The organism is Novosphingobium sp. PP1Y, from assembly GCF_000253255.1.
GTDB lineage: Bacteria > Pseudomonadota > Alphaproteobacteria > Sphingomonadales > Sphingomonadaceae > Novosphingobium.
In genome coordinates, this window is the sequence record NC_015580.1 from 1,172,672 (window position 1) to 1,194,377 (window position 21,706).

The following is a 21,706-nucleotide window of genomic DNA, read 5'->3' on the forward strand; positions in this document are numbered from 1 at the left end:
AATGCATGTGAATGGATGGACATGCCCGGGAGGCCACATGACTGCGACCGCTTCGCCTACAACACTACGCAAGGCCACGCTGGGCCGCACGGGAATGGAGATCAGTCGCGTCGGCTTCGGGGCCTGGGCCATCGGCGGTCCGGACTGGGCAGTCGGATGGGGGGCGCAGGACGATGCGGATTCGGTGCGGGCGATCCGTCATGCGGCCGAGCGCGGGGTAAACTGGATCGATACTGCGGCGATATACGGTCTCGGTCATTCCGAGGAAGTGGTCGCTCGCGCGCTTGCCGAAATCCCGCAGGCCGAGCGGCCTTATGTCTTCACCAAGTGCGGGCAGGTCTGGGATCCGGCGGACCGCAAGAGCAAGCTGCGCGTCGGTCGCAAGGATTCCATCCGCCGTGAATGCGAGGATTCGCTGCGCCGACTTCGGGTCGATGTCATCGACCTGTTGCAGATGCACTGGCCCGCGGAAGACGGCAGCGAGCTGGATGAATACTGGCAGGCTTTGCTGGACCTGAAAGCCGAGGGCAAGGTGCGGGCCGTCGGCCTTTCGAACCATGATGCCGTCCAACTCGAGCAAGCCGAAGCGCTTGGCCATGTCGACACCCTCCAGCCGCCGCTGTCGGCGATCAAGCGCGGTGCGCTGGCGCGGGAACTGCCATGGTGCCTGGCCCGCGATACCGGGGTGATCGTTTATAGTCCGATGCAGTCGGGGCTTCTTTCCGGCGGCTTTTCTGCCGAGCGGGTGGCCGGACTGCCCTCGGACGACTGGCGTTCGAGCCACCCGGACTTCACAGGCGATGCCCTGGCGCGCAATCTTGCCGTGGCCGAGGCGATGAAGCCGGTGGCCGAGCGCCACGGAGTTTCGCAGGCGGCAGTCGCGGTGGCCTGGGCGCTGGCAATGCCGGGCGTGACCGGGGCCATAGTCGGCGCGCGCAGTCCGGCGCAGGTCGATGGCTGGGTCGCAGCTGCCGGGCTCGAACTCGACGCGACGGATCTGGGGCAGATCGCGCAGGCCATCCGCAGCGCCGGAGCGGGCGAGGGACCGGTATTCGGTTGAGTGCGGCCGGTGGAGACAGTTTCAAGCAAAAGTAGCGTCGCCTGGCTCGGTTTCCCGTGCTAGGCGGCCGCGCCGGACAGGATACCCGATGAACCGATTGCTCGCCCGCTTCAATATCGACCCCTACCTGCTGCTGCTGGTCTCGACCGTTGCGTTTGCCTCGGTCCTGCCGGCGCGCGGGGTCTTTGCCGACATTGCCGGAGGAGTTGCCGACGCGGGCATTGCGCTGCTGTTCTTCCTGCACGGGGCCAAGCTCTCGCGCGAGGCGATCGTGGACGGCGCGCGGGCCTGGAAGCTGCATGTCTCGGTGGCATCGCTCACCTTCGTCCTGTTCCCGCTGATCGGGCTGGCGGTTTCTGCGATTCCCGGTCTGGACCCGGCATTGGCTACCGGCGTGTTGTTCCTCACACTGCTGCCTTCCACAGTGCAGTCATCTATCGCCTTTACCGCGATTGCCGGGGGCAATGTTGCCGCTGCGGTGTGCAGTGCCTCCTTCTCCAACCTTGCCGGCATCTTCGTGACGCCCTTGCTGACTGCGGTGCTGATCACCGGGAAGCAGGGCGGTTTCTCGAGCGATCCGGTGATCACGATTTCCGTGCAACTGCTGCTGCCGTTCCTTGCCGGCCATTTCCTGCGCCCCTGGATCGGCGAGTTCGTGGCGCGGCACAAGAAAGTGCTGGGCTACACCGATCGCGGCTCGATCCTGCTGGTCGTCTACACCGCTTTCGGGGCTGCCGTCATCGACGGGCTGTGGAGCCGCGTGACCATCGGCGAACTGGCGCTGATCGCGGGAATATCGATTGCCATCCTCGCCCTCGTCTTGCTGGCGGCGAACATGCTCGGTCGGGCGATGCGCTTTTCGCGAGAGGACCTGATCGTCCTGGTCTTCTGCGGTTCGAAGAAGAGTCTTGCGACCGGCGTTCCCCTGGCGGGCGTGCTGTTCACACAGGCGCAAGTGGGCGCGATCATCCTGCCGCTGATGTTCTTTCACCAGATCCAGCTGATGGTCTGCGCCATTCTCGCGCGTCGCTATGCCGCGCAGGCCACCCGCGAGGCGATGGCCTAATCGAGCATTGCCGCCAGTGCGGGGGTGAGTATCTCGGTCTCGGCCACGATGCGCGCTGCGATGCCGTGCTGCCTTGCGAAGTCCTCGGCGGCCTCACCCATCACCATCAGCGCCGTCGCGAGCGCGTCGGCGCGCATCGCGGTCTCGGCCAGCACCGTCACACTTTGGGCGCCATTGCGCAGCGGCGCGCCGGTAGCCGGGTCGATGGTATGGCCAAGCCGCATGCCGTCCACTTGATGGAACCGGCGCGTGTGGCCGCTGGTCGCGACCGCGCAGCCGCTCAGCGCAATGCGCAAGGGCGTGAGCCCCTCGCCGCCAGTCTCCTCGAGATCCACCCACCATGGCTGGAAATCGGGCTTCAGGCCCTGCGCGCGCAATTCGCCGCCGACTTCGACGAGGAAGGATGAGGCGCCGGCGGCGGTGACTGTTTCGGCGAGCCGGTCGACCCCGTAGCCCTTGGCGATGGCGCACAAGTCGAGGGCGATCCCTCCCGGTTGGCGCAGGCGTGCCGGATCGGGTGCGAAGTCCAGCCGCTTCCAGCCCTGGGGCGAGGCAAGGGTATCGAGCGCGTCGCAGGTTGGCGCTAGCGTGGCCGGGCTGGCGCCGAAGCCCCAGGCCTCGCTCGCCCCGCCGACCGTGGGATCGAAGGCCCCGCCCGTCAATTGTGCGATGTCGAGCGCTTCTGCCATGACCGCTGCGAATTCGGGCGGAAGCGGAAGCCATTCGCCCGCACCGGCGCGGTTGAAGCGGCTGAGATCGGAGTCCGGTTCCCACTGGCTCATCTGCGCGACGACGCGGTCCAGCGCGGACTGGCAATCGCGGCGCAACCTGCCGACTTCCAGGCTGGGTTCGGCCACGAGCCGCACCGACCATGTCGTGGCCATGGACCGTCCGCCGAACGAAACGACTTCTCCCACAGGCGGGGTCAGCAGCGCGTCAGGCCAGTCGACCGACGGAATGGCGATGCGGATTGCGGCTCTCCTTCAGGTCATGGGCAGCCGGATCAGGGCGCCATGACTTCCAGCGTCGTGACGTAGCCGAGGCCGCGCTCGGTCGCGCCGGGGACGCTGGTGTTCTTGTCCTTGGTCTCGGCCTCGAGCCAGTACATGCCCGGCTGCGGCCAGGCGAGCCTGACTTCACCCTTGGCGTCGCTGGTCGCCTTCACTTCGACCGGCTGGTTGGCATAGCGGCCGCCGCCGAGGATGGCGGTCAGTTCAATGCCGGCAGCAGGCTTGCCGTCGATCAGGAAGCGGAACACGCCTTCCTCGTTTGCGACGAGATCGTTGGGGTGGGTTACGGGAACCAATTCCAAGCCCTTGCCGCTCGGCGTAAAAACGGTGTCGGTCGGTGCGCCGAGCGTCACGAAGAACTCGTTGCGCATCAGGTTTTCGCGGACTTCGACATCGGTTGCGCCGGCCGGGATCAGCTTCTCGATCTCGCTTGCCTGAGCGCCGCGCGGCAGGCGCTTCTGCTCGCCGTTCAGCTTGTAGCGGCCGAACACGCCGCTGCGCATGTTGCCGATCTTCCAGGTGCCTGGTTGGTCCAGGTGCAGATCGAAGGTGGAGCGGATCTTGCCGCTGGCCGCGTTCTCGATCGACCCGGCACTGCCGTCCGGCTTCTCGACCTTCACGCCGTCGGTGCCGAGCGGGAAGTGGTTGGGATAGAACAGGTCGTTCGAAACCGCTCCGTCCACTGTGATCCAGGCATCTTCGCCGGACAGGATCGTCTCGGAGGGGAGGAACCAGGCTCGGTGCGCCTGGGCCGATCCGGGCAGGACGACGGCCAGCGAGATGGCAAGGAAGGCGGCGCGGGCGCCAAGACGGCTGCGCATTTTCATGAGGTCAGTCCTTTCAGGGCTTGATGGTGGCGGCAACGCTGCCGAGTTCGGTCTTGCCGCTGGCGCGGGCGGTCGATGCGCTCTTGCCGCCCAGCGAGACGGGCAGCTTGACGACTTCGCGGCCGCCGACTTCGCGCGCGGCCTCGACCACGAGCTGGTAATTCCCGGCGGGCAGGCCACGCAGGGCGGCGGCCGGGATCGAAAGCTTCTGCGGGCCGGGGGCACGCGTTGCGCCCGAGACGCCGTCAATCGATGCGCTGCGGCCCGCCTTGCGCCACCAAGTGCGCATTTCGTTGAGCCACTTCTTGCCTTCGCCGCCGCGCTTGTCCTTGTCGTACCAGACGGATAGCGTGCGCACCTTGCCGCCTTCGCCTTCCAGCCAGACGGCGACGTAGGGGCGGTGGTATTCGGCGACCGACATTCGCGGGATGGTGATGTCGACGGTCATCGTGTCGGCCATCGCCGGGCTGGCGATGGTGGCAGCGCCGGTCAGGGCGAAAAGCGAAGTCTTGCGCATGATGTCCTCAGTGAATGAAGAAAAGGGCGAGCAGGAAGGGCACCAGGAAGCCGAGGCCGGTGAGCGGCCAGGTCGCCGGGCGGTTTCGGCCATGGAGCCAGAGCAGCACGAAGCCGGTGCCGATGAAGACCATGGCCGACAGCACGAAGACGTCGATGAACATGCGCCATGCCTTGCCGGTGTCGCGGCCCTTGTGCAGGTCGTTGAGGTAGGAGATCCAGCCGCGGTCGGTGCTTTCCCAGGTGACGTTGCCGCTGGTGCGATCGATCGCGATCCAGGCATCGCCGCCGGGACGCGGCATGGCGAGATAGACCTCGTCCTCGCTCAGTTCGGCGGGAGCCTGCGAAACGGCCATGCCGGTCTGGCTGGACAGCGAGGTTCGCAGGTCGCCGGGAAGCGGGGCCTTGCCCTCGGTGGCGAGGCCGGAGAGGCTTTCGCGCATCTCGGCCGGGAGGTTTGCCGATCCCTCGACGACCTGCGGTTGGGAGCTGATGTCGGCGGCGTGGTTGAGGGTGAACCCGGTCAACACGAAGAGCATCAGGCCGACGAGCGAGATGGCCGAGCTGATCCAGTGCCAGGTGTGCAGGTGGCGCAGCCAGAAGCCGCGGGTCAGTTTCCTGCGCGGGCGGGCTGTGCAGCCCGATCGACCCGAGGGGGTGGCATTGGCGCCGACGCGCATGGTCGTGGTCGTATCGGGCAAGGCGGTCTCGTTCATGGATCAGTTCAGGTGGAAGCCGACGGGCACGAGCACCCAGGCGGCAACGGGCTTCCCGGCCTGCTTGGCCGGAACGAAGCGCCACTTGCGCACGGTCTGGATCGCGGCCTTGTCGAGCCGATCGAAGCCGCTGGACTCGTTGATCTCTATGTCACCGGCGCGGCCTTCGGGCGTGACCAGGACCTTGAGCATCACCGTGCCTTGCTCCCGCGCGCGGCGTGCGGCGTAGGGATAGGTGGGGCCGGGATTGTTGAGCTGGGCGGCGGAAAAATCGGGCGGGGTCACCGGGGCCGGTGGCGCGGGCGGGGCCTTGGGCGCTGGCGGCGCATCGACCTTGACGGCAACCGCGCTCTGCACCGGGGCCGCGTCGATCACCATCGGGGACTTCGACGGCAGCTCGATCATCGGCTTGACGACTGTCGGCTGCGCTTCCTGGACCAGCGGTTGCGGCTCGATCTCGGGTTGAGGCGCAGGCTCGAGCGGGGGTGCTGGCGGGGAGACGGCGAAGACCGTCAGGTGCTTTTGCGGCGCCTTCGCAACCTTGACCACGCCCATACCGAGCAGGACGGCAATGGCGAGGACATGGATCGCGGCGACGATCGCGAAGGCCCGATAGTTGAAGCCGCCCGGGGCATAGCGCGCACCGGATGGTTCAAGAACTCGGTCAATTTCAGGTTCCCGGGCGACCGGGGTGGGCGCGAATGGGACGATCCATGTCGTCTCGTCCTTCGGCGCGCGTTCCTTCGGGCGCGCCGCGCCCTTCGCCTGCCCGGATGCGATCGGGTCAAGGGTATCGGTAATGGATAGTTCCATGGTCGTCCTCAACATGCAATTTCGGGGGGCAGGGAAGGGGCGGAGTCAGGCTGGCCTCAGTAGCTCGCGCTGAGCGTGACGAGCGCCTGGCGTCCTGCGGAAGGCACCGCGAAGTGCGGGTTGCGCAGCTTCGTGACGTAGCGCTTGTCGGTCAGGTTGCGCAGGTTCAGTTTGACCGAGAAGTTCTCGTTGAAGCGGAAGCCGGCATTGGCATCGAAGCGCCAGTAGCCGTCCGCCTCGATGAGGTTCGCCGTGTCGGCATAGCGCTTGGAGGCGTGATAGGCGCCGCCGCCGATGCTGAACCGGTCGGTCACGTCGACAGTCGAGGTGAGCGCCACGTTGTGCTTGGGCGTGTTGGGCAGGGCGTTGCCGTTGTCCGCACTGCTGTCGCGCAACGAGCTGTCGGTGTAGCTATACCCGGCAAGCAGCGAGACCGGCCCGACGCGGCCCGACGCACCGACTTCGAAGCCCTTGATGCGCGCCTTGTTGGCGATGATCATCTGATCCCCGGTTTCCGGATTGAAGTCGCGAATGTTGCTGCGGTCGATCTGGAATGCGGCTGCCGTCAGGCTGAGTGCACCGCCGAGGAGATCGGCCTTGGCGCCCACTTCCCAGTTTTCCATGGTTTGCGGTTCGTAATTGGCGTTGGTGCCGCTCACGGCATTTGCGCCTTCGCCGACGTCCGCGCCCGGAGGCGTGGCCGAGTCCGCATAGGAGAAGTAGATGCTGGCATTCTCGACCGGCTTGAAGACGACGCCGCCCTGCCAGGTCCAGAAGTCGGTCTTCTTGTCGACCGAGTAAGGAACGCCGCGGCTCGAACCGCTCGCACGGATATTGAAGCTGGTCCAGCGTACGCCGCCGTTGACCAGCAGCTGCGGGATGATCGTGACCGTGTCGAAGGCGTAGAAGCTGTAGTCTTCGGCGCGGGTCAGGACACCGCTGTCCGGGTTGAGGGTGATCGTCCCGGTCCACGGATCCGAGGGGTTGGGATTGTCGAGCGTGGTGCAGTTGTAGTCCGCCAGTGAAGCGCAGGTGCTGTCGCCGGTATCGACCGAGTATGAGTAGCGGTCGGTGTCGGAAGCCGACATCTCGAAGCCCATCGCGATGCTGTGCTCAATGCCGCCGGTCTTGAACCGGCCTGCCAGGTTCAGGTTGTTGACGAGGCTCTGGTTGAGCGAATTGCGGCTCTTGACCCCGCGCCAGACGAGGCCGTTGGCGACGTTGCCCTTGCTGTCATCGGGGTTTGTGACGATGTAGTCGTTGCGCACGCGCGACCAGCGGGCGGTGTTCGACAGGACCCAGCCGCGGCCGAAGTCATGCTGGAACTGAAAGGTGACGGAGTCGACCTTGGTCTTCTGGAAGTCGCGGTCGGCCAGGCCGTAGAAGTTGTCGTAGTCGGTGTCGGCGGGCCGGCGCGATCCCTCGGGCAGCACGCCGTCGAGCTGGCCGCGCGAGGTGATCGGAATGCCGTAGTCCGGCATGTCGTCGGTTTCGTAGTGGTAGTACGAGAGCGTCGCGGTGGTCTCCGTGCCGATCCCCCAGGTGACGGAAGGAGCGATGCCCCAGCGCTTGTTGAAGACCGCGTCACGCCCGGCGACATCGGCATCGTGCCACATGCCGTTGATGCGCACGGCCAGCTTTTCGGCCAGCTTCTGGTTTACGTCGACGGCGACGCGCTTGAAGTCGTCGGTGCCTACGGTCACGTCAGCATTGGCGAAGTTGCCGTCGCGCGGCATCTTGGAGACGATGTTGATGGCGCCGCCGGCCGAGCCTCGGCCGCCGAACGCTCCCGTGGACCCCTTGAAGACCTCTATGCGCTCCACCGCGAATGTCTCGCGGGTCTGCGAGCCGACGTCGCGGGCGCCGTCGACGTAAGTGTCCGAGGTGGCGTCGACGCCGCGGATCAGTGGAATGTCGGCGCTGGCGACGCCGCCTTCGCCGGCGCCAAGCGTGATGCCGGGTACCGTGCGCAGGGCATCGGCGAAATCGAATGACGCGGTGTCCTTGAGCACGTCGGTGGTGATGACATTGACGGTACGCGGGGTGTCGATCAGCGGAGCCGTGGACTTGGGGCTCTGGACGCGATCGGCGCCGTAATCTTCTTCAATGGCGCTTTCTGTGACGGAGACGCCCTCGAGGCGGACCGGCTGGTCCTTGGCTTCCTGCGCCGAGACCTGAACCGGTGCTGTCGCAATGAAGCCAACGCAGCTCAGAGCGACGAAGCTGGCGGCCGCCTGGCCGCCAGTAATGCGGGTACGCGTCATAAAACTCCCCTGTTGAATCTCGACAGGGGCTATTGCGAGTCAGTCGCAACGAGTCAATGCTTAATGAGAATTATTTTCATTAACAATCAGGTGTCCGCCCAGCGGCGCAGCAGGTTGTGGTAGAGGTTGGTCAGCTCCAGAACGACCGGATCCTGCCCGCCGCGCTCGGCCGACAGCGTCTGGATCGAACAGTCGAGGCGATAGAGCTGTTCGCGCTCGCCGTGGTCGCGAACCATGCTCTGCAGCCAGAAGAAGCTGGAGATGCGCTCACCGCGCGTGACCGGCGTCACGCGGTGCAGGCTCGACGCGGGGTAGAGCACCATGTCTCCGGCGCGCAGCTTGACCCGCTGTTCGCCGTAGAGGTCCTGGATCACCAGTTCGCCGCCGTCGTAGTCCTCGGGCTCGGTCAGGAACAGGGTGCAGGACAAGTCGCTGCGAATGCGGAATTCTGTGCCCTGGACCTGCCGGATCGCATTGTCGACATGGGCGCCGAACGCCTGCCCGCCGCCGTAGCGGTTGAACAGGGGGGGAAGACCTTGAGCGGCAGGGCGGCCGCAACGAACCGCGGCGTGCGGCCAAGCGCGGCGGCGACCATCTCCCCGGCCTGACGCTCCTCGGCGCTGCCGCTGCGCAGTTGCAGGTTGTTCTTGGCCAGACGCGACTGGTGGCCGGACGTCTCGTTGCCGTCGACCCAATCTCCGCAATCGATCAGGGCGCGGCAGGCGGCAACGTCATCGGGGGACATCACTCCCTCAAGCTTGAGCAACATGCGTCTCTCTCCATGATTGAAGGCCGCGCACCTAGGTCAGGAGAGGGCCCCAAGACAACCGCGAAGACTCTCGCGGGTGATTTCCGGGCTGCAATTCAGGCGATGTCGCGCAGTGCCGCGGTTTCGCCGCGGGCCCGCTTTCGGGCGTAGAGTTTCTCGTCCGCTTCCTGCAGCAACAGGTCGAGTCGCTGGCCGCGGTCTGTGCTGACCACGGTTCCGATGCAGGTGCTGATCGAGACGCTGTGATCGCCGATTTCGAAAGGTTGCGCGATGTTTGCGCCGATCCGGCGGGCAAGCAGGTCAGCCTCGTCCGCGCGCTGCAGACCGAACTGGATGACGGCAAATTCGTCTCCGCCCAGACGCGCAACGATATCGCCGCTGCGGATCGCGCCGCGCAGGCGGCTGGCCACCGACGTTAGCAGGGCATCGCCGACCCCGTGGCCATAAGTATCGTTGACCGGCTTGAAGCCATCGAGATCGAGATAATGCACGGCGATCAATCCGTTGGGAGAGATAGTCGCGGCGTTTTCCTCGTAATATTCCTGAAGCGCCAGCCGGTTGGGCAGGGCGGTCAGCGTGTCGCGCCGGGCGAGCGAAACCGATGCCAGCCGTTTGGCGATCTCCGCGCGCGTCGTATCGTGGCGCATCAGCACTGTCTGCGAACCGGCGAAGAGGAACGCGAGGGTGATGACGGCAAGGCCGATGTGCACCGGGTCGGCGCGGATTGCGGAAATCAGGATCGTCGGCCCGATTGCCAGGCACATGCTGGGAACGGCGATGTTCGGACGCAGCCCGGTGCCTGTGGCAACGCCGGCGCAATAGCCGACGAGCAGGGCGATGATCATGGTATGGGCCTCGGTCAAAGGCATCCAGAAGACGTATGCGCCATAAAGCCCGAGCAGAGCCGCAAAGCCGATGTAGGGGACCGCGAAGACCAGTTCGAGCCGGCGCGCCCGGCGGCGGCCAAGGGCTGCCGTAAGCGCGGTGTTGCGATAGGCGAGCGTTACGAGGAACCGGGCCAGGCTTGCCAGCGTGCTCACCGTCCCGAGGACGATCAGGAGTGGATCCTCGCCCGGGGATTCCAGCCAGATGATGCCAAACGCGAGCATGAAGGCCAGCATCATGATCAGGGCGGGCGTGATGTTGGCGTAGAGGCTGCGGACGAGCTCAACATAAACCCTGTCGTTGAGCGGCTCTGTCGAACTCAATGGCACGCCTGTTTCTCTCCCAGCTTGCCGGCTTGTGCCGGCAGCGCGACGCATTTATCCCTAATCTGAAAAGATTAGTTTTGTCATAAGCCGTTTTCAGTAGCTGCAACGAAGGCGGCGTGCGGCCGGCAATCGCTTGCATGGACGGGCTTGGACAGAAGGAAGCCCTGGCCCATCACGCAGCCCATTTCGCGCAGCATCGCCAACTGCTCCCGGGTTTCGATACCTTCGGCAATGATGTCGACCGAGAGGCTGCGTGCCATGGCAATGACGCCAGCCACGATCGAATGCGCATAGCGGTCCTGCGTGATGTCGCACACGAAACTGCGATCGATCTTCACCTTGTCGATCGGGAAGACCTTGAGATGGGTCAGCGAGGAAAATCCGGTCCCGAAATCGTCGAGAGCGATCGAGATCCCCGCGGCCTTGAGGCGTTCGAGCACGGCGCGCATCCGGTCCAGATCGTTTACCAGCAGCATCGTTTCCGTCACTTCCAGCGTGATGTGCTCTGTGGGAACGGCATGCGCGGCGAGGGTGGAGAGCAGCATATCGACATAGTCGCAGCCCAGCAGGTCTGCCTCGGTGGCGTTTATGCTGATGAAGCCCGGGATTCCGGCAGAGCGTGAAATCTCCGCGAAGTCGGCGGCGACGAGGTTCATCATCCGGGAGGCGACGAGTCTGGACAGTTCCGGATCGACAAGAGCGGGCAGGAGCTGTGCCGCCGTCAGTTCCTTGCCTGCTGCGTTGGTCAGTCGCAGCAGCGCTTCATAGCCTTCGGTGCGGCCGGTATGCAGGTCGACGATGGGCTGGTAGCGCGCAAAGATCCGCCCCTGTTCGAGCGCCGAACGGATTTCCAGCTCTATTGCCTTGCGCGCCTGCTTCCTTTGCTCGAACGACTGGTCGTAGAAATGGACGAGGCCCATCCCGGTGGTCTTGCCGAGGTGGAGCGCCTGGTTGGCGCGTCGCACCAGTTCCTTGCCCGAAATGTGCGGTTCGCTTTCCGCGACGCCGCAAGTGGCCCTCAGGTAGATCGTGCGGCGGGGTTGCTCGATCGGGACCGCGATGGCGTCGATCACCTTGCGGGCGAATTCACGGATCGCATTGACCGGCATGTCGCCCGGTATGGTGACGGCGAATTCGTCGCCTCCCCAGCGCGAGACGGAAAGCCGGTCCGTCGCCAGAGCGGCGATCCGCGCACTGACCTCGCGCAGAGCCTGATCGCCCACGGTGTGGCCGTAGATCTCGTTTGTATCCTTCAGTCCGTCGAGGTCGAACATGAGCAGGTGTGGCGGCCGATTGCCGGCGCCGTTCAACTGGACCGTGTCATCCAGGTGCGCGGCAAAGGCATTGCGATTGAGCAGCCCGGTCAGCTCGTCGATTTCGGCCGCGCGCTTCAGCGCAAGGTGCGTTTTGTATCGTTCGGTGACATCCATGAGGACACCGACGATGCGTCGGGCGCGTTCGCTTTCCTCATGCCTCTGGCCGACGATGTGTATGCGCTTCGACTTGCCGGTACGGGTGATGATGTCGGCCTCGAAGTCGATCTCGTTCGCACCGTCCACCATGGCCCGAATGGCATCGCGCACTATCGGCCTGTGCATTGGGACGATGTAGTCCATGGCGGTCTTGCTATCGATGGGCTGATCGATGGGGTGTCCATGGATCGTGTGAATGCTCTCGGACCAGGAGAGCCGGGCGGACTCGATGTCGTACTCCCAGGCCCCGATCCGGGCGATCCGTTCCATCTGGCTGAAGGTCATGTTGACCTGCTCTAGCCTCGTCTTCTCCGCTGCCAGGTTGCGATGCATGCGATCCAGCTCGAGCGTGAGGGCATGGGCCGCGACAAGCTGTTCGACCAGTGTCGATAGATTTCCCATCAGGTCGAGGTGCGAAGTGTCGAACTTGTCCGCGGCCGGGTCAGCTGCGCACACCGTGCCGAGGATATGGCCGTCGGGGGCGCGCACCGGATAACCGATGTAGGAGCGGATCTGCGGGCCCTCGTGCGCAAGCAGGCTATCGGCGAGACGCGTGTCGCTGTGAGCGTCCCGAACCAGGAAAGGTTCGCCAAAGGCAACCGGATAATTGCAGAACGCCATCTCGCGCGGCGTTTCCCGGACATCGATCCCTCGAGAGGCAAGAAACCACTGCCGTTGCTCATCCATCAGCGAGATCATCGCGATCGAGGAATCGAGCGTTCGGCTGATGACCTGCACGACATCGTCGAACGATGGGTGTCCGGGACCGTCGAGCAATTCGAGTTGCCTGAGCGCTGCGACCCGCTCTGCATCATTCGGTGGAATGGGGGGCATTATCTTCTGAAATTCCTTGAGCGCGGCGATCCGAATTACTTTTGTGCTCTGATTTTACGCTATTGAAAATATTTGGTTATTTTTTCGATAATGCATGTGAAAACGTCAATTGCGATGGGTTTTGGTCAAGTCCGGAGTTGTGCTGATTGCTTCGTTTCGCAGGAGAGTGCTTGCAGGGCAAGCGCAAGAGTGACCGTAGTGGCACTATTGCAACGCATTCTCGTGGCGGCTCCTTGCATCCGGACTCTTGTCCGGTGGGCTGCTTCGGCAGTATTCCGGGGATGTATTGCGTTAGTTGAATTTATGCCCCGTGCGTTCATGGCCGCGTCCATTGGATCGCTTTGCAAGGAATGCTGCACGCCGGGAAAGAGCTGCGGTAATATTCGTCATATATTTCCTTAAGTTGCAGTGGGTTCTGCAGCCCACTTGAGGAAATTGGGAAAGGCTGCTTTTGGCGCAGGGGTTGCGTATCCCCAGCGCCTCCCCCATTCGAGGCTTCAGGCATTGACGCAAGGGAAGAGGCAATACGTGTCGGGCGATCTCTATTCACGCTTTGCGCGCAGTTTCGGTGTGTTCGCGGACAGGATTCTGGTCGAAGACGGGCAGCGTTGCTGGACCTATCGCGAGGTTGAACAGGAGGCTGGACGACTGGCCGCGCGGCTGCAGGCGCTGGGCGTGGCGCCGGGCGAGCGGGTGTTGGTGCAGACCGACAAGAACGTCGAGACGCTGATCCTCTACATCGCCGCGATCCGGGCCGGGGCGATCTACCTGCCGCTCAACGTCGACTATACCGAAGCCGAGCTGACCTATTTTGCCAGCGATGCAACGCCTGTCCTGGCCGTCTGCCGCGATCGGAGTACCGGGCTTTTCGAGCGCATCGGCGGCGGCAAGATGCAGGTGACGACGCTCGAACGGCTCTTCGCCGACATGCCGCAAGAGGCGGCGGCGCCCGTGCCGCGCCAGAGCGACGACATCGCGGCGATCCTGTACACTTCGGGCACGACCGGCAAGCCCAAGGGAGCTATGCTGACCCAAGACAACCTAGCTTCGAACGGCGAAATGCTGATCGAATTCTGGCGTTTCACGCCTGACGACCGGCTCATTCACGCCTTGCCGATCTTCCATGTCCACGGCCTGTTCGTGGCGGTTCACTGTGTACTCTTCTCAGGCGCCTCGATGGTTTTCCTGCCGAAGTTCGAAAGCGGGCGGGTGATCGAGCTGATGGCGCATTCGACCGTGCTGATGGGGGTGCCCACGTTCTACATTCGTTTGCTTGCCGATCCTGCATTCACGCGCGAGGCGGCGTCGAACATGCGCCTGTTCATCTCCGGCTCGGCCCCGCTCTCTGTCGACATCCATCGCGCATTCGAGGCACGCTGCGGCCACCGCGTCCTTGAGCGTTACGGGATGACCGAGACCGGGATGCTCACATCCAATCCCTATGACGGTGAGCGCCGCGCCGGCTTTGTCGGTCCGCCGCTTCCCGGCGTTTCGCTGCGCATTGCCGACTTCGAGACCGGCACGGTGCTGCCCCAGGGGGAAGTCGGTATCGTCGAAGTCCAGGGGCGCAATATCTTCAAGGGATATTGGCAAATGCCCGAGAAGACCGCGGCCGAGTTTCGGCCCGACGGCTGGTTCATTACCGGCGACATGGGGGTGATCGATGCCGAGGGCTACGTCCAGCTGGTCGGGCGCGAGAAAGACCTGATCATCTCCGGCGGCCTCAACGTCTACCCGGCCGAAGTGGAAGCCTTGCTGGACGACCGCGATGACGTGGCCGAAGCCGCCGTGATCGGCGTGCCCCATCCCGACTTCGGCGAGGCGGTCGTCGCCGTGGTCCAGCCCGCGGGAGCATTCGATCCCGATGCGGTGCGCGAGGACCTGCGCAAGGATCTGGCGGCGTTCAAGGTGCCGAAAACCATTCTGACCCTGGATGCGTTACCGCGCAACACGATGGGCAAGATCCAGAAAAAGCTCTTGCGCGAACAGTTCGCCGGGCTCTTCGCTTGAGCCGATTTTTGTTTTGCAGCGCAGGTGAATGGTCGATTCTGAAAGTCTTTCCGTGAGAAAAGGCGAGTGCTTGTGCTTGATCGTTATCTTGCCAAGTGCCTTTAGAATCTCAGTAATGCCGGTAGTCTACTGGATGTTTACTGGTTCGCTTCGACATGTCTGCAGGCCGCTTTAAAAGTTGATCAACCAGTTTCGGTCATGATGAGCGACCATGACCCGACCCATGTTGCCTCGCCGTTATATCCGTCGGCCCGTGTCCCTGCCCGTGCAGTGCCGGACGCAGGCGGGCATGCGCGACGAGGGCGAGATCTCCGACATTTCGGTCGAAGGATGTTGCATCCGGCCGCGCAGCCTGTTCTTCCGCGTCGGCACGCGTGTCATTATCCGGCCCGAGGGCATGGAAGCGCTGACCGGCGTCGTGCGCTGGAACAAGAACGATGTGGCCGGGATCGAGTTCGATCGGCCGATCTACGCTCCCGTTGTCGATCACCTCGCGCAGAGGCACGCCATCGAGCCTTGAGCGAAGGCAGGCTAGGGCACGTGCCTGCCTGCCGGGATGACTGGTAAGTCAGCTGCGCCTGACGCTTGAGAGGGGTTCGCCGAGGACCGGATAGCCCGCATCTTCAGGCAGCATCAGCCACTTCTCGCCATCGTGGTCGATGGTAATCCCATTGATGCGACGCACGGGATGGCGTGCAATGTCCTCCAGAACCTCGTCGTAGGAATTGAACTGTGCGAGCCTTTCGAGGTTGCGCCTGGTCGGGAAGATGATCTTGATCTCACCGCGGCCTGCCATGGCCAGGGTATCGGCGGCGCTGGTCCAGAACAGGCGCGTGTTCTCCGTCGCATCGACTTCGACATCGACCGAGCCGGTGCCGAGGTCGTGGATGAAGAAGCGCGTGTCGAAAGCGCGCTCCCAGATCGGGCACCAGTGGGCATAGAGCGTGAGACTGTCGGTGGCCAGTTCCCAGCCGAAATGATCGAGAACCGGTGCGAGCCTGCCGTCCTTGAGCAGCATGACCCGGGCAGCAGCGGCTTCCTTCGGGCTGACCGGAGTGCGCACGGCAATCATCAGCCCCGTCTCCTCCAGCGTTTCGCGAATTCCCGCGATCTTGGCCGCTGCCCTTTCGATTGGCACCTCGGGAAGCAAGGCCTTGGCGAGATCGCGGTCGGCAGGGTCGACCCGCCCGCCGGGAAAGACGGTCGCGTTACCAGCGAAGCGCATTTCTTTCGCCCGCTGCAGCATCAGCAGTTCAGGCGCGCCTCCGGTCCTCGACTGGCGGAAGATGACGACCGTCGCGGCGGGGATGACATTCGGGCCATCTGCGGGAATGGGCTCATCGGTCTGAGGGAATTCGAACATGGCCTTGCTGTCGCGCGACGGGGCGAAGCAGGCAAGGCATAAATGTGAGAGGCGCGCGCGCGGCACTGGAATGGTGTCGGGTGCCTTTACACTATCCTGCGGTGGCCTTTGGGCGAGCCGGACCGGAAACGCGGAAAACCGGCGAAAATCGAAATTGGCATGGTATATGCTTATAGGTCCGTACCCCCGAGTAGTCTCGAATAGAGACGGGGCCGACCAGTCTCCACGGCCCCGTCTCCCCGAGACACTTCCCGGCATCGACGATCTTGCACTGCGACAGGCCGAGAGGTTTGCGTCGCCGCCAATCCCTTGAGTGCAAGAGAAAACGCCCGGAAGTTTCCTTCCGAGCGTCCTGATCTTGCGATGCGGCGCGATACCCTGCGCAGGTCAGCCCTGCGTGGCGAGTCCGGAATCGATGAAGAGCTGGTGCAGTTCACCGGCCTCGTACATTTCCATCATGATGTCGCTGCCGCCGACGAATTCGCCCTTCACGTAGAGTTGGGGGATCGTCGGCCAATCCGAGTAGGCCTTGATTCCCTGGCGGATTTCCATGTCCTGCAGCACATCGACGCTCTCATAGGGAGCGCCGAGGTGTTCGAGGATCGCCACGGCACGGCTGGAAAAGCCGCACTGGGGGAATAGCGGCGTCCCTTTCATGAACAGGACGATGTCGTTCTTGTTTACAATCTCGCCGATGCGGGCGTTGACTTCGGACATGGTGAAGGCTGACCTTTTAATCTTCTACGCAAGCTCAGTTGGGAACGGCGGTCGTCAGTTGCAAGGCATGGAGTTCGCCGCCCATGCGACCGCCCAGTGCTTCGTAGACCATCTTGTGCTGCGCAACGCGCGGCTTGCCGGTGAATGCGGCGGAAACCACGTGCGCGGAATAATGGTCGCCGTCACCGGCAAGGTCCGTGATCGTCACTTGCGCATCGGGCAGCGAGGCCCGAATCAGGGTTTCGATCTGTTCTGCGGACATTGCCATGGTTGGGTTCCCTGAGTTTCCTGTGCCCTGCGCTTCTCAGACTTCGCCGAGAAAGGCGCGACGGGCCTCGACCTGCTTGGCTTCGAGTGCGGTGCGCACTTCGGCCTCGGTGGTTTCTACGCCGGCGGCGGTGATGTCGCCGAGCAGCTTGCGGATGACGTCTTCGTCGCCGGCTTCCTCGAAGTCGGCCTGGACGACGGCCTTGGCATAGGCTTCGGTTTCGGCCTGCGAAAGGCCCATGCGTTCTGCGGCCCATTCCCCGACAAGCCGGTTGCGGCGCGCCTGAATGCGGAACTGCGTATCGGCATCATGTGCGAACTTGGCTTCTTCTGCGCGTTCGCGGTCTTCAAAACTCGTCATATGACAACCTCGAGAATAATGCCCACGGGAATAGGGCCCCTGTTGCTTACCAGAAGCGGATAAGGCCCGGATTGACTTGGTTCAATCCAGATTCGCCGATTGCCCTTAATCCTTCGACTTGGCGAAGGCCTTTTCAGTCGACCGTCGCGATGGTGCGGGCAAGGAAAGGCATTTCCACTTTCGCGCGCGTTTCATGAGCCTTGATGGCCTCGCCCTGCGCCATGGTAAGCCCGACTTCGTCAAGACCCTCAAGCAGGCAATGCTTGCGGAACGGATCGATTTCGAAAGTGAAGCGGTCCTGAAACGGCGTGGTCACGGATTGCGCTTCGAGGTCGACGTCGATGGCATCGCTCTTCGCGACTTCCAGCAAGCGATCGACGGCATCCTGCGGCAGCGCCACGGTGAGAATGCCGTTCTTGAAAGCATTGCTGGAGAAGATGTCGGAGAAGCTGGGCGCGATCACGCAGGTCACGCCCATGTCGAGCAGGGCCCAGGCGGCGTGTTCGCGGCTGGAGCCGCAGCCGAAGTTGTCGCCGGCGATCAGGATCGGCGCCCCGGCATATTCCGGGTCGGTGAAGACGTTGCCCGGTTCCTGCTTGACCGCCTCGAAGGCACCCTGGCCAAGCCCTTCGCGGGTGATCGTCTTGAGCCAGGCGGCCGGGATGATCACGTCGGTGTCGACGTTCTTGCGGCCGAACGGAATGGCGCGGCCGGATACATGCGAAATGGATTCCATCAGTCGGTCTCGGGCGCGGTTTCGGGGTGGAGCGGTTTTTCCTCGTTGCGGGCCTTGCGGCGCTTCACGAAGAGCAGGGCGGCGGCGATGGCGGCAGAGCCAATGGCGGCGCCGGCGGCAATGGCGGCTTTGCTGGCCAGATTGCTTTCGGATTCCTCGGACATCTTCTTATCCTACCAGATCGCGCACGTCTGTCAGCTTGCCGGTGACGGCAGCCGCCGCGGCCATGGCCGGGCTCATCAGGTGGGTGCGGGCACCGGGGCCCTGGCGCCCGGTGAAATTGCGGTTGCTGGTCGAGGCGCAGCGCTCTCCGGCGGGAACCTTGTCCGGGTTCATCGCAAGGCAGGCCGAGCAGCCCGGTTCGCGCCATTCGAGACCGGCCTCGATGATGATCTTGTCGAGCCCTTCGGCCTCTGCCTGCTGTTTGACGAGGCCCGAGCCGGGGACGATGATCGCCCACTTGACGTTGTCGGCCTTGTGGCGGCCCTTGAGCACTTCGGCGGCAGCGCGGATGTCCTCGATGCGGCTGTTGGTGCATGAGCCGATGAAGACGTTCTGCACTTCGATGTCGGTCAGCTTCGTGCCGGGCGTCAGGCCCATGTATTCCAGGCTAACCTTGACTGCGCTTTGCTTCGAAGGGTCGGCGAAGTCTTCCGGTGCCGGAACGACGCCGCCGATCGCGGAGGTATCCTCGGGGCTGGTGCCCCAGGTCACGGTCGGCTGGATGTCTTCGGCGCGGACCGAGACGGTCTTGTCGAAAGTCGCGCCTTCGTCGGTGGCAAGGCTTTTCCACCAGGCGATGGCCTTGTCCCATTCCTCGCCCTTGGGCGCGTAGGGGCGTCCCTTGATGTAGGCGAAAGTGGTCTCATCGGGAGCGACCAGGCCGGCGCGCGCGCCCCCTTCGATCGACATGTTGCAGACCGTCAGGCGGCCCTCGATCGACATTTCCTCGAAGACGTTGCCGCGATACTCGATCACGTGGCCGGTGCCACCAGCGGTGCCAATGAGGCCGATGATGTGCAGGATCACGTCCTTGGGTGTGACGCCCGCGCCCAGCGTGCCCTCGACGCGCACTTCCATGGTCTTGGACTGCTTGAGCAGCAGGGTCTGCGTAGCGAGTACGTGTTCGACTTCGCTCGTGCCGATGCCGAATGCCAGTGCGCCCAGGCCGCCGTGGCAGGCGGTGTGGCTGTCGCCGCACACGATCGTCGCGCCGGGCAGCGAGAAGCCCTGTTCGGGGCCGACGACGTGGACGATGCCCTGTTCCGGGTCGGTCGAATCGATGTAGCGGATGCCGAACTCGGGCGCATTCTTCTGAAGCGCGGCGAGCTGCTGGGCGCTCTGCGGGTCGGCAATGGGCAGGACATTACCTGCAGCGTCCTTGCGCGCCGTAGTCGGCAGGTTGTGGTCGGGAACCGCGAGCGTAAGGTCTGGGCGGCGCACGGGGCGGCCTGCGGCGCGGAGGCTTTCGAAGGCCTGCGGGCTGGTCACCTCGTGGATGATGTGCCTGTCGATGTAGACGAGGCTGGTACCGTCGTCGCGCTGGTCGACGACGTGGGCGTCCCAGATCTTCTGGTAGAGTGTACGCGGTTTCGTGCTCATGATGAGGCGCGATTAGGCGCGCTCGCCCCGCAATTCAAGCGGAACGAGCGGACCTAATCGTAGAGCGGATGTTGGAGGCGGTGCCGGGTGCCCAGCGTCAGCCGCGGCGGTTGTCTCGGTCACGGCGCTCCATGCGCAGGGCGACGTGGACGCGATCGACCTTGCGCTGGAGGATCTGCATCTCCCGGGCCGAGATGCCGTTGCGGGCATAGCTGGCGTAGAGGCGCTGGATTTCGGCAGCGTCGCGGCGCAGGCCCTTGGCTTCGCGCTGGCTGATCGTCCGGCGGGCGGCTGCACGGTCAATGTCGCGGCGCAGGTCATTGATGTCGCTGCGGATCGATGCATTGCGGGCCGGGGTGTGGCGCGCCGCGTCATGACGGACATTGTCGTATCGGGCGGTTTCGTGGGCCGAGGCAGGGGCGATGGTGGCGATGCCCAGTGCGGCGACGAGGGCGGGGGCGACGATCTTGGTCAGGGTGCGCATGATGTCATTTCCTTCTTTGCATCTGTCCGGAAAGGGCGGGGCAACTCGGGGTTGCTGCTCGGCGTTCCGTGCATTCAGAAATATGACTGCGAAGATGAACGGCAGGAATATGACCCGTCGCAAATCCATGCGCATTTGTAAGAGAGTGTCGCAGGGCGCGATTGCAGTGCTATAGCGATCCGCATGTCCGCAGTTGTTGCCAGCCTGATCGTCCTTGCCACCGTGGCCGCGATGGAATTCGTCGCATGGTCGAGCCACAAGTACGTCATGCACGGGTTCGGCTGGGCCTGGCACCGCGATCATCACGAACCGCACGACAACCTGCTGGAGAAGAACGACCTCTTCGCGCTCGTCGGCGCGGGGATGAGCATTTCGATGTTCGCGCTCGGCTCTCCGCTTGTCCTCGGAGAGAGCGCCTGGGCGCCGGCTACGTGGATCGGCCTCGGCATCCTCGTCTATGGTGTGATCTACACCTTGATTCACGATGGCCTCGTCCACCAGCGCTATTTCCGCTGGGTGCCCAAGCGCGGCTATGCCAAGCGGCTGGTGCAGGCGCACAAGCTGCACCACGCAACGATCGGCAAGGAAGGCGGGGTGAGCTTCGGCTTCGTGGTCGCCCGCGATCCGGCAGTGCTCAAGCGCGAACTGCGCGAGCAGCGCCAGGCCGGCATCGCTGTCCTGCGCGAGGCGGTCGAGGACTGAGCCAGGCTTCCGGCCCTATTCGGGCCGCGTCCATATCCAGGGGCCCAGAATCGCCAGCACCGCGACCGGGATCAGGAACCAGGGCCAGCCGGTCAGCAGCCATGTGAAGGGTATCGAGGCGGTCATCGCGAGGATCGCGGAGACCTTGCCCTTGCGGCTGATCGCCCGGCGATCGCGCCAGGCGCGCAGGTGATGGCCGTGAATGGGGTGGTTGTGAAGCTTTTCCGCCCATTCGGGATGGCTCTTGGAAAAGCACCAGGCCGCCAGGAGGTAGAACACCACGGTCGGCATGATCGGCAGGAAGATGCCGATGGTCCCCAGCGCGACGAAGAAGATCCCCGCCGCCAGCCAGACCCCGCGTTTAACTTGCCGCATACCGGGCTGCTGTTTCGCGAATCAGGGTGATCATGTTGGGCACGCCCTGAGTGCGGTTGGACGACAGCTGGTTCTTCAGGTCGAAAGGTTCGAGCGCGGCGGCGATGTCGGTTGCAGCGACATCGGCGGCGGGCCTGTCCTGCACGGCAGAGATCACCAGCGCGACGATGCCCTTGGTGATGGCCGCGTTGCTGTCGGCCAGGAAGTGCAGTCTGCCGTCGTCCTGCGCCATCGGATAGACCCAGACGCTGGCCGAGCAGCCGCGCACCCTGGTCGCATCGGTCTTGAGCGCATCGGGCATGGCGTCCAGTTCGCGACCGAGTTCGATCAGCAGGCGATAGCGTTCGTCGCCATCGAGGAATTCGTACTCTTCGCGGATATCGTCGAGGCTGCGCATGCTAGGCCATTTAAGCGCCGAATGGGCAAGGGCAAGGGGATTCCTTGCCTCGCCAGCGTCTTGCTGTCAGTGGAGTCACTCAAGAGACGTACGGAGCCCCGCAACCTTGAACGCCACGCACAGCCACCCGTTCT

23 protein-coding genes and 1 pseudogene are annotated in these 21,706 nt (G+C 63.9%); 5 read left to right on the plus strand and 19 right to left on the minus strand.

Features of this window, described 5'->3' with window-relative positions:
* The first annotated feature begins 37 nt into the window (after positions 1 to 37).
* Complete coding sequence (locus PP1Y_RS11625; protein WP_013832412.1) at positions 38 to 1,060, plus strand: aldo/keto reductase; 1,023 nt, start codon at positions 38 to 40, stop codon at positions 1,058 to 1,060.
* An 88-nt stretch (positions 1,061 to 1,148) separates the two neighbouring features.
* Positions 1,149 to 2,126: a bile acid:sodium symporter family protein gene (locus PP1Y_RS11630; protein WP_013832413.1), complete on the plus strand. Its 978-nt coding sequence runs from the start codon at positions 1,149 to 1,151 to the stop codon at positions 2,124 to 2,126.
* Here PP1Y_RS11630 and PP1Y_RS11635 read toward each other — a convergent pair.
* The 9 genes and pseudogenes from PP1Y_RS11635 to PP1Y_RS11675 form a co-directional block, all read right to left on the minus strand.
* Complete coding sequence (locus PP1Y_RS11635) at positions 2,123 to 3,010, minus strand: FAD:protein FMN transferase (protein WP_013832414.1); 888 nt, start codon at positions 3,008 to 3,010, stop codon at positions 2,123 to 2,125. The genes PP1Y_RS11630 and PP1Y_RS11635 overlap by 4 nt on opposite strands.
* Positions 3,011 to 3,129: 119 nt before the next feature.
* Positions 3,130 to 3,963 (minus strand): DUF4198 domain-containing protein, encoded by an 834-nt coding sequence (locus tag PP1Y_RS11640; RefSeq protein ID WP_013832415.1) that lies wholly within the window; start codon positions 3,961 to 3,963, stop codon positions 3,130 to 3,132.
* A 13-nt stretch (positions 3,964 to 3,976) separates the two neighbouring features.
* Positions 3,977 to 4,480: a DUF2271 domain-containing protein gene (locus PP1Y_RS11645; protein WP_013832416.1), complete on the minus strand. Its 504-nt coding sequence runs from the start codon at positions 4,478 to 4,480 to the stop codon at positions 3,977 to 3,979.
* Between the two features lie 7 nt (positions 4,481 to 4,487).
* Complete coding sequence (locus PP1Y_RS11650) at positions 4,488 to 5,159, minus strand: PepSY-associated TM helix domain-containing protein (protein ID WP_013832417.1); 672 nt, start codon at positions 5,157 to 5,159, stop codon at positions 4,488 to 4,490.
* A gap of 39 nt (positions 5,160 to 5,198) precedes the next feature.
* Positions 5,199 to 6,008 (minus strand): energy transducer TonB, encoded by an 810-nt coding sequence (locus PP1Y_RS25750; RefSeq protein ID WP_051010020.1) that lies wholly within the window; start codon positions 6,006 to 6,008, stop codon positions 5,199 to 5,201.
* Positions 6,009 to 6,064: 56 nt separating this feature from the next.
* Complete coding sequence (locus PP1Y_RS11660) at positions 6,065 to 8,272, minus strand: TonB-dependent siderophore receptor (RefSeq protein ID WP_013832419.1); 2,208 nt, start codon at positions 8,270 to 8,272, stop codon at positions 6,065 to 6,067.
* Between the two features lie 86 nt (positions 8,273 to 8,358).
* Positions 8,359 to 9,041 (minus strand): annotated as a pseudogene (locus PP1Y_RS11665) (Fe2+-dependent dioxygenase).
* 95 nt (positions 9,042 to 9,136) lie between these two features.
* Positions 9,137 to 10,255, minus strand: coding sequence for a GGDEF domain-containing protein (locus PP1Y_RS11670; protein WP_232512640.1), 1,119 nt, complete (start codon positions 10,253 to 10,255; stop codon positions 9,137 to 9,139).
* A gap of 77 nt (positions 10,256 to 10,332) precedes the next feature.
* Positions 10,333 to 12,558, minus strand: coding sequence for a bifunctional diguanylate cyclase/phosphodiesterase (locus PP1Y_RS11675; protein WP_013832422.1), 2,226 nt, complete (start codon positions 12,556 to 12,558; stop codon positions 10,333 to 10,335).
* 528 nt (positions 12,559 to 13,086) lie between these two features.
* Here PP1Y_RS11675 and PP1Y_RS11680 point away from each other — a divergent pair.
* Complete coding sequence (locus PP1Y_RS11680) at positions 13,087 to 14,568, plus strand: AMP-binding protein (protein ID WP_013832423.1); 1,482 nt, start codon at positions 13,087 to 13,089, stop codon at positions 14,566 to 14,568.
* 211 nt (positions 14,569 to 14,779) lie between these two features.
* Entirely contained in the window at positions 14,780 to 15,088 is a 309-nt protein-coding gene (locus PP1Y_RS11685) for a PilZ domain-containing protein (protein ID WP_065762409.1), read from the plus strand.
* 48 nt (positions 15,089 to 15,136) lie between these two features.
* On the opposite strand, the gene PP1Y_RS11690 is transcribed toward PP1Y_RS11685, so the two are convergent.
* From PP1Y_RS11690 to PP1Y_RS11720, 8 genes are all read right to left on the minus strand, one after another.
* A complete protein-coding gene (locus PP1Y_RS11690) occupies positions 15,137 to 15,931 on the minus strand; it encodes an NUDIX domain-containing protein (protein WP_013832424.1) in 795 nt (264 codons plus the stop codon).
* 387 nt (positions 15,932 to 16,318) lie between these two features.
* Positions 16,319 to 16,648: a Grx4 family monothiol glutaredoxin gene (gene grxD, locus PP1Y_RS11695; RefSeq protein WP_013832425.1), complete on the minus strand. Its 330-nt coding sequence runs from the start codon at positions 16,646 to 16,648 to the stop codon at positions 16,319 to 16,321.
* Between the two features lie 34 nt (positions 16,649 to 16,682).
* Positions 16,683 to 16,916, minus strand: a complete 234-nt coding sequence (locus PP1Y_RS11700; RefSeq protein WP_007013653.1) for a BolA family protein — start codon at positions 16,914 to 16,916, stop codon at positions 16,683 to 16,685.
* Between the two features lie 36 nt (positions 16,917 to 16,952).
* On the minus strand, positions 16,953 to 17,276 hold the full coding sequence (locus tag PP1Y_RS11705) for a DUF1476 domain-containing protein (protein WP_013832426.1): 324 nt from the start codon (positions 17,274 to 17,276) through the stop codon (positions 16,953 to 16,955).
* 133 nt (positions 17,277 to 17,409) lie between these two features.
* On the minus strand, positions 17,410 to 18,012 hold the full coding sequence (leuD, locus tag PP1Y_RS11710) for a 3-isopropylmalate dehydratase small subunit (protein WP_013832427.1): 603 nt from the start codon (positions 18,010 to 18,012) through the stop codon (positions 17,410 to 17,412).
* Positions 18,012 to 18,176 (minus strand): hypothetical protein, encoded by a 165-nt coding sequence (locus PP1Y_RS26105; protein WP_173364725.1) that lies wholly within the window; start codon positions 18,174 to 18,176, stop codon positions 18,012 to 18,014. Before PP1Y_RS26105 ends, leuD begins: the two co-directional genes overlap by 1 nt.
* A 4-nt stretch (positions 18,177 to 18,180) precedes the next feature.
* Complete coding sequence (gene leuC, locus PP1Y_RS11715; RefSeq protein WP_013832428.1) at positions 18,181 to 19,614, minus strand: 3-isopropylmalate dehydratase large subunit; 1,434 nt, start codon at positions 19,612 to 19,614, stop codon at positions 18,181 to 18,183.
* Between the two features lie 97 nt (positions 19,615 to 19,711).
* The gene (locus PP1Y_RS11720) at positions 19,712 to 20,098 is read right to left on the minus strand and encodes a hypothetical protein (protein ID WP_013832429.1); all 387 of its coding nucleotides are present in this window, start codon (positions 20,096 to 20,098) and stop codon (positions 19,712 to 19,714) included.
* A gap of 183 nt (positions 20,099 to 20,281) precedes the next feature.
* Here PP1Y_RS11720 and PP1Y_RS11725 point away from each other — a divergent pair, with 183 nt between their 5' ends.
* Positions 20,282 to 20,800 (plus strand): sterol desaturase family protein, encoded by a 519-nt coding sequence (locus PP1Y_RS11725; protein WP_013832430.1) that lies wholly within the window; start codon positions 20,282 to 20,284, stop codon positions 20,798 to 20,800.
* Between the two features lie 15 nt (positions 20,801 to 20,815).
* Here PP1Y_RS11725 and PP1Y_RS11730 read toward each other — a convergent pair whose 3' ends face one another.
* Together PP1Y_RS11730 and PP1Y_RS11735 are read right to left on the minus strand one after the other, a co-directional pair.
* A complete protein-coding gene (locus PP1Y_RS11730; protein WP_007013660.1) occupies positions 20,816 to 21,175 on the minus strand; it encodes a YbaN family protein in 360 nt (119 codons plus the stop codon).
* A complete protein-coding gene (locus tag PP1Y_RS11735) occupies positions 21,162 to 21,572 on the minus strand; it encodes a SufE family protein (protein WP_007013661.1) in 411 nt (136 codons plus the stop codon). The genes PP1Y_RS11730 and PP1Y_RS11735 overlap by 14 nt, the downstream gene beginning before the upstream one ends.
* Positions 21,573 to 21,706 lie beyond the last annotated feature (134 nt).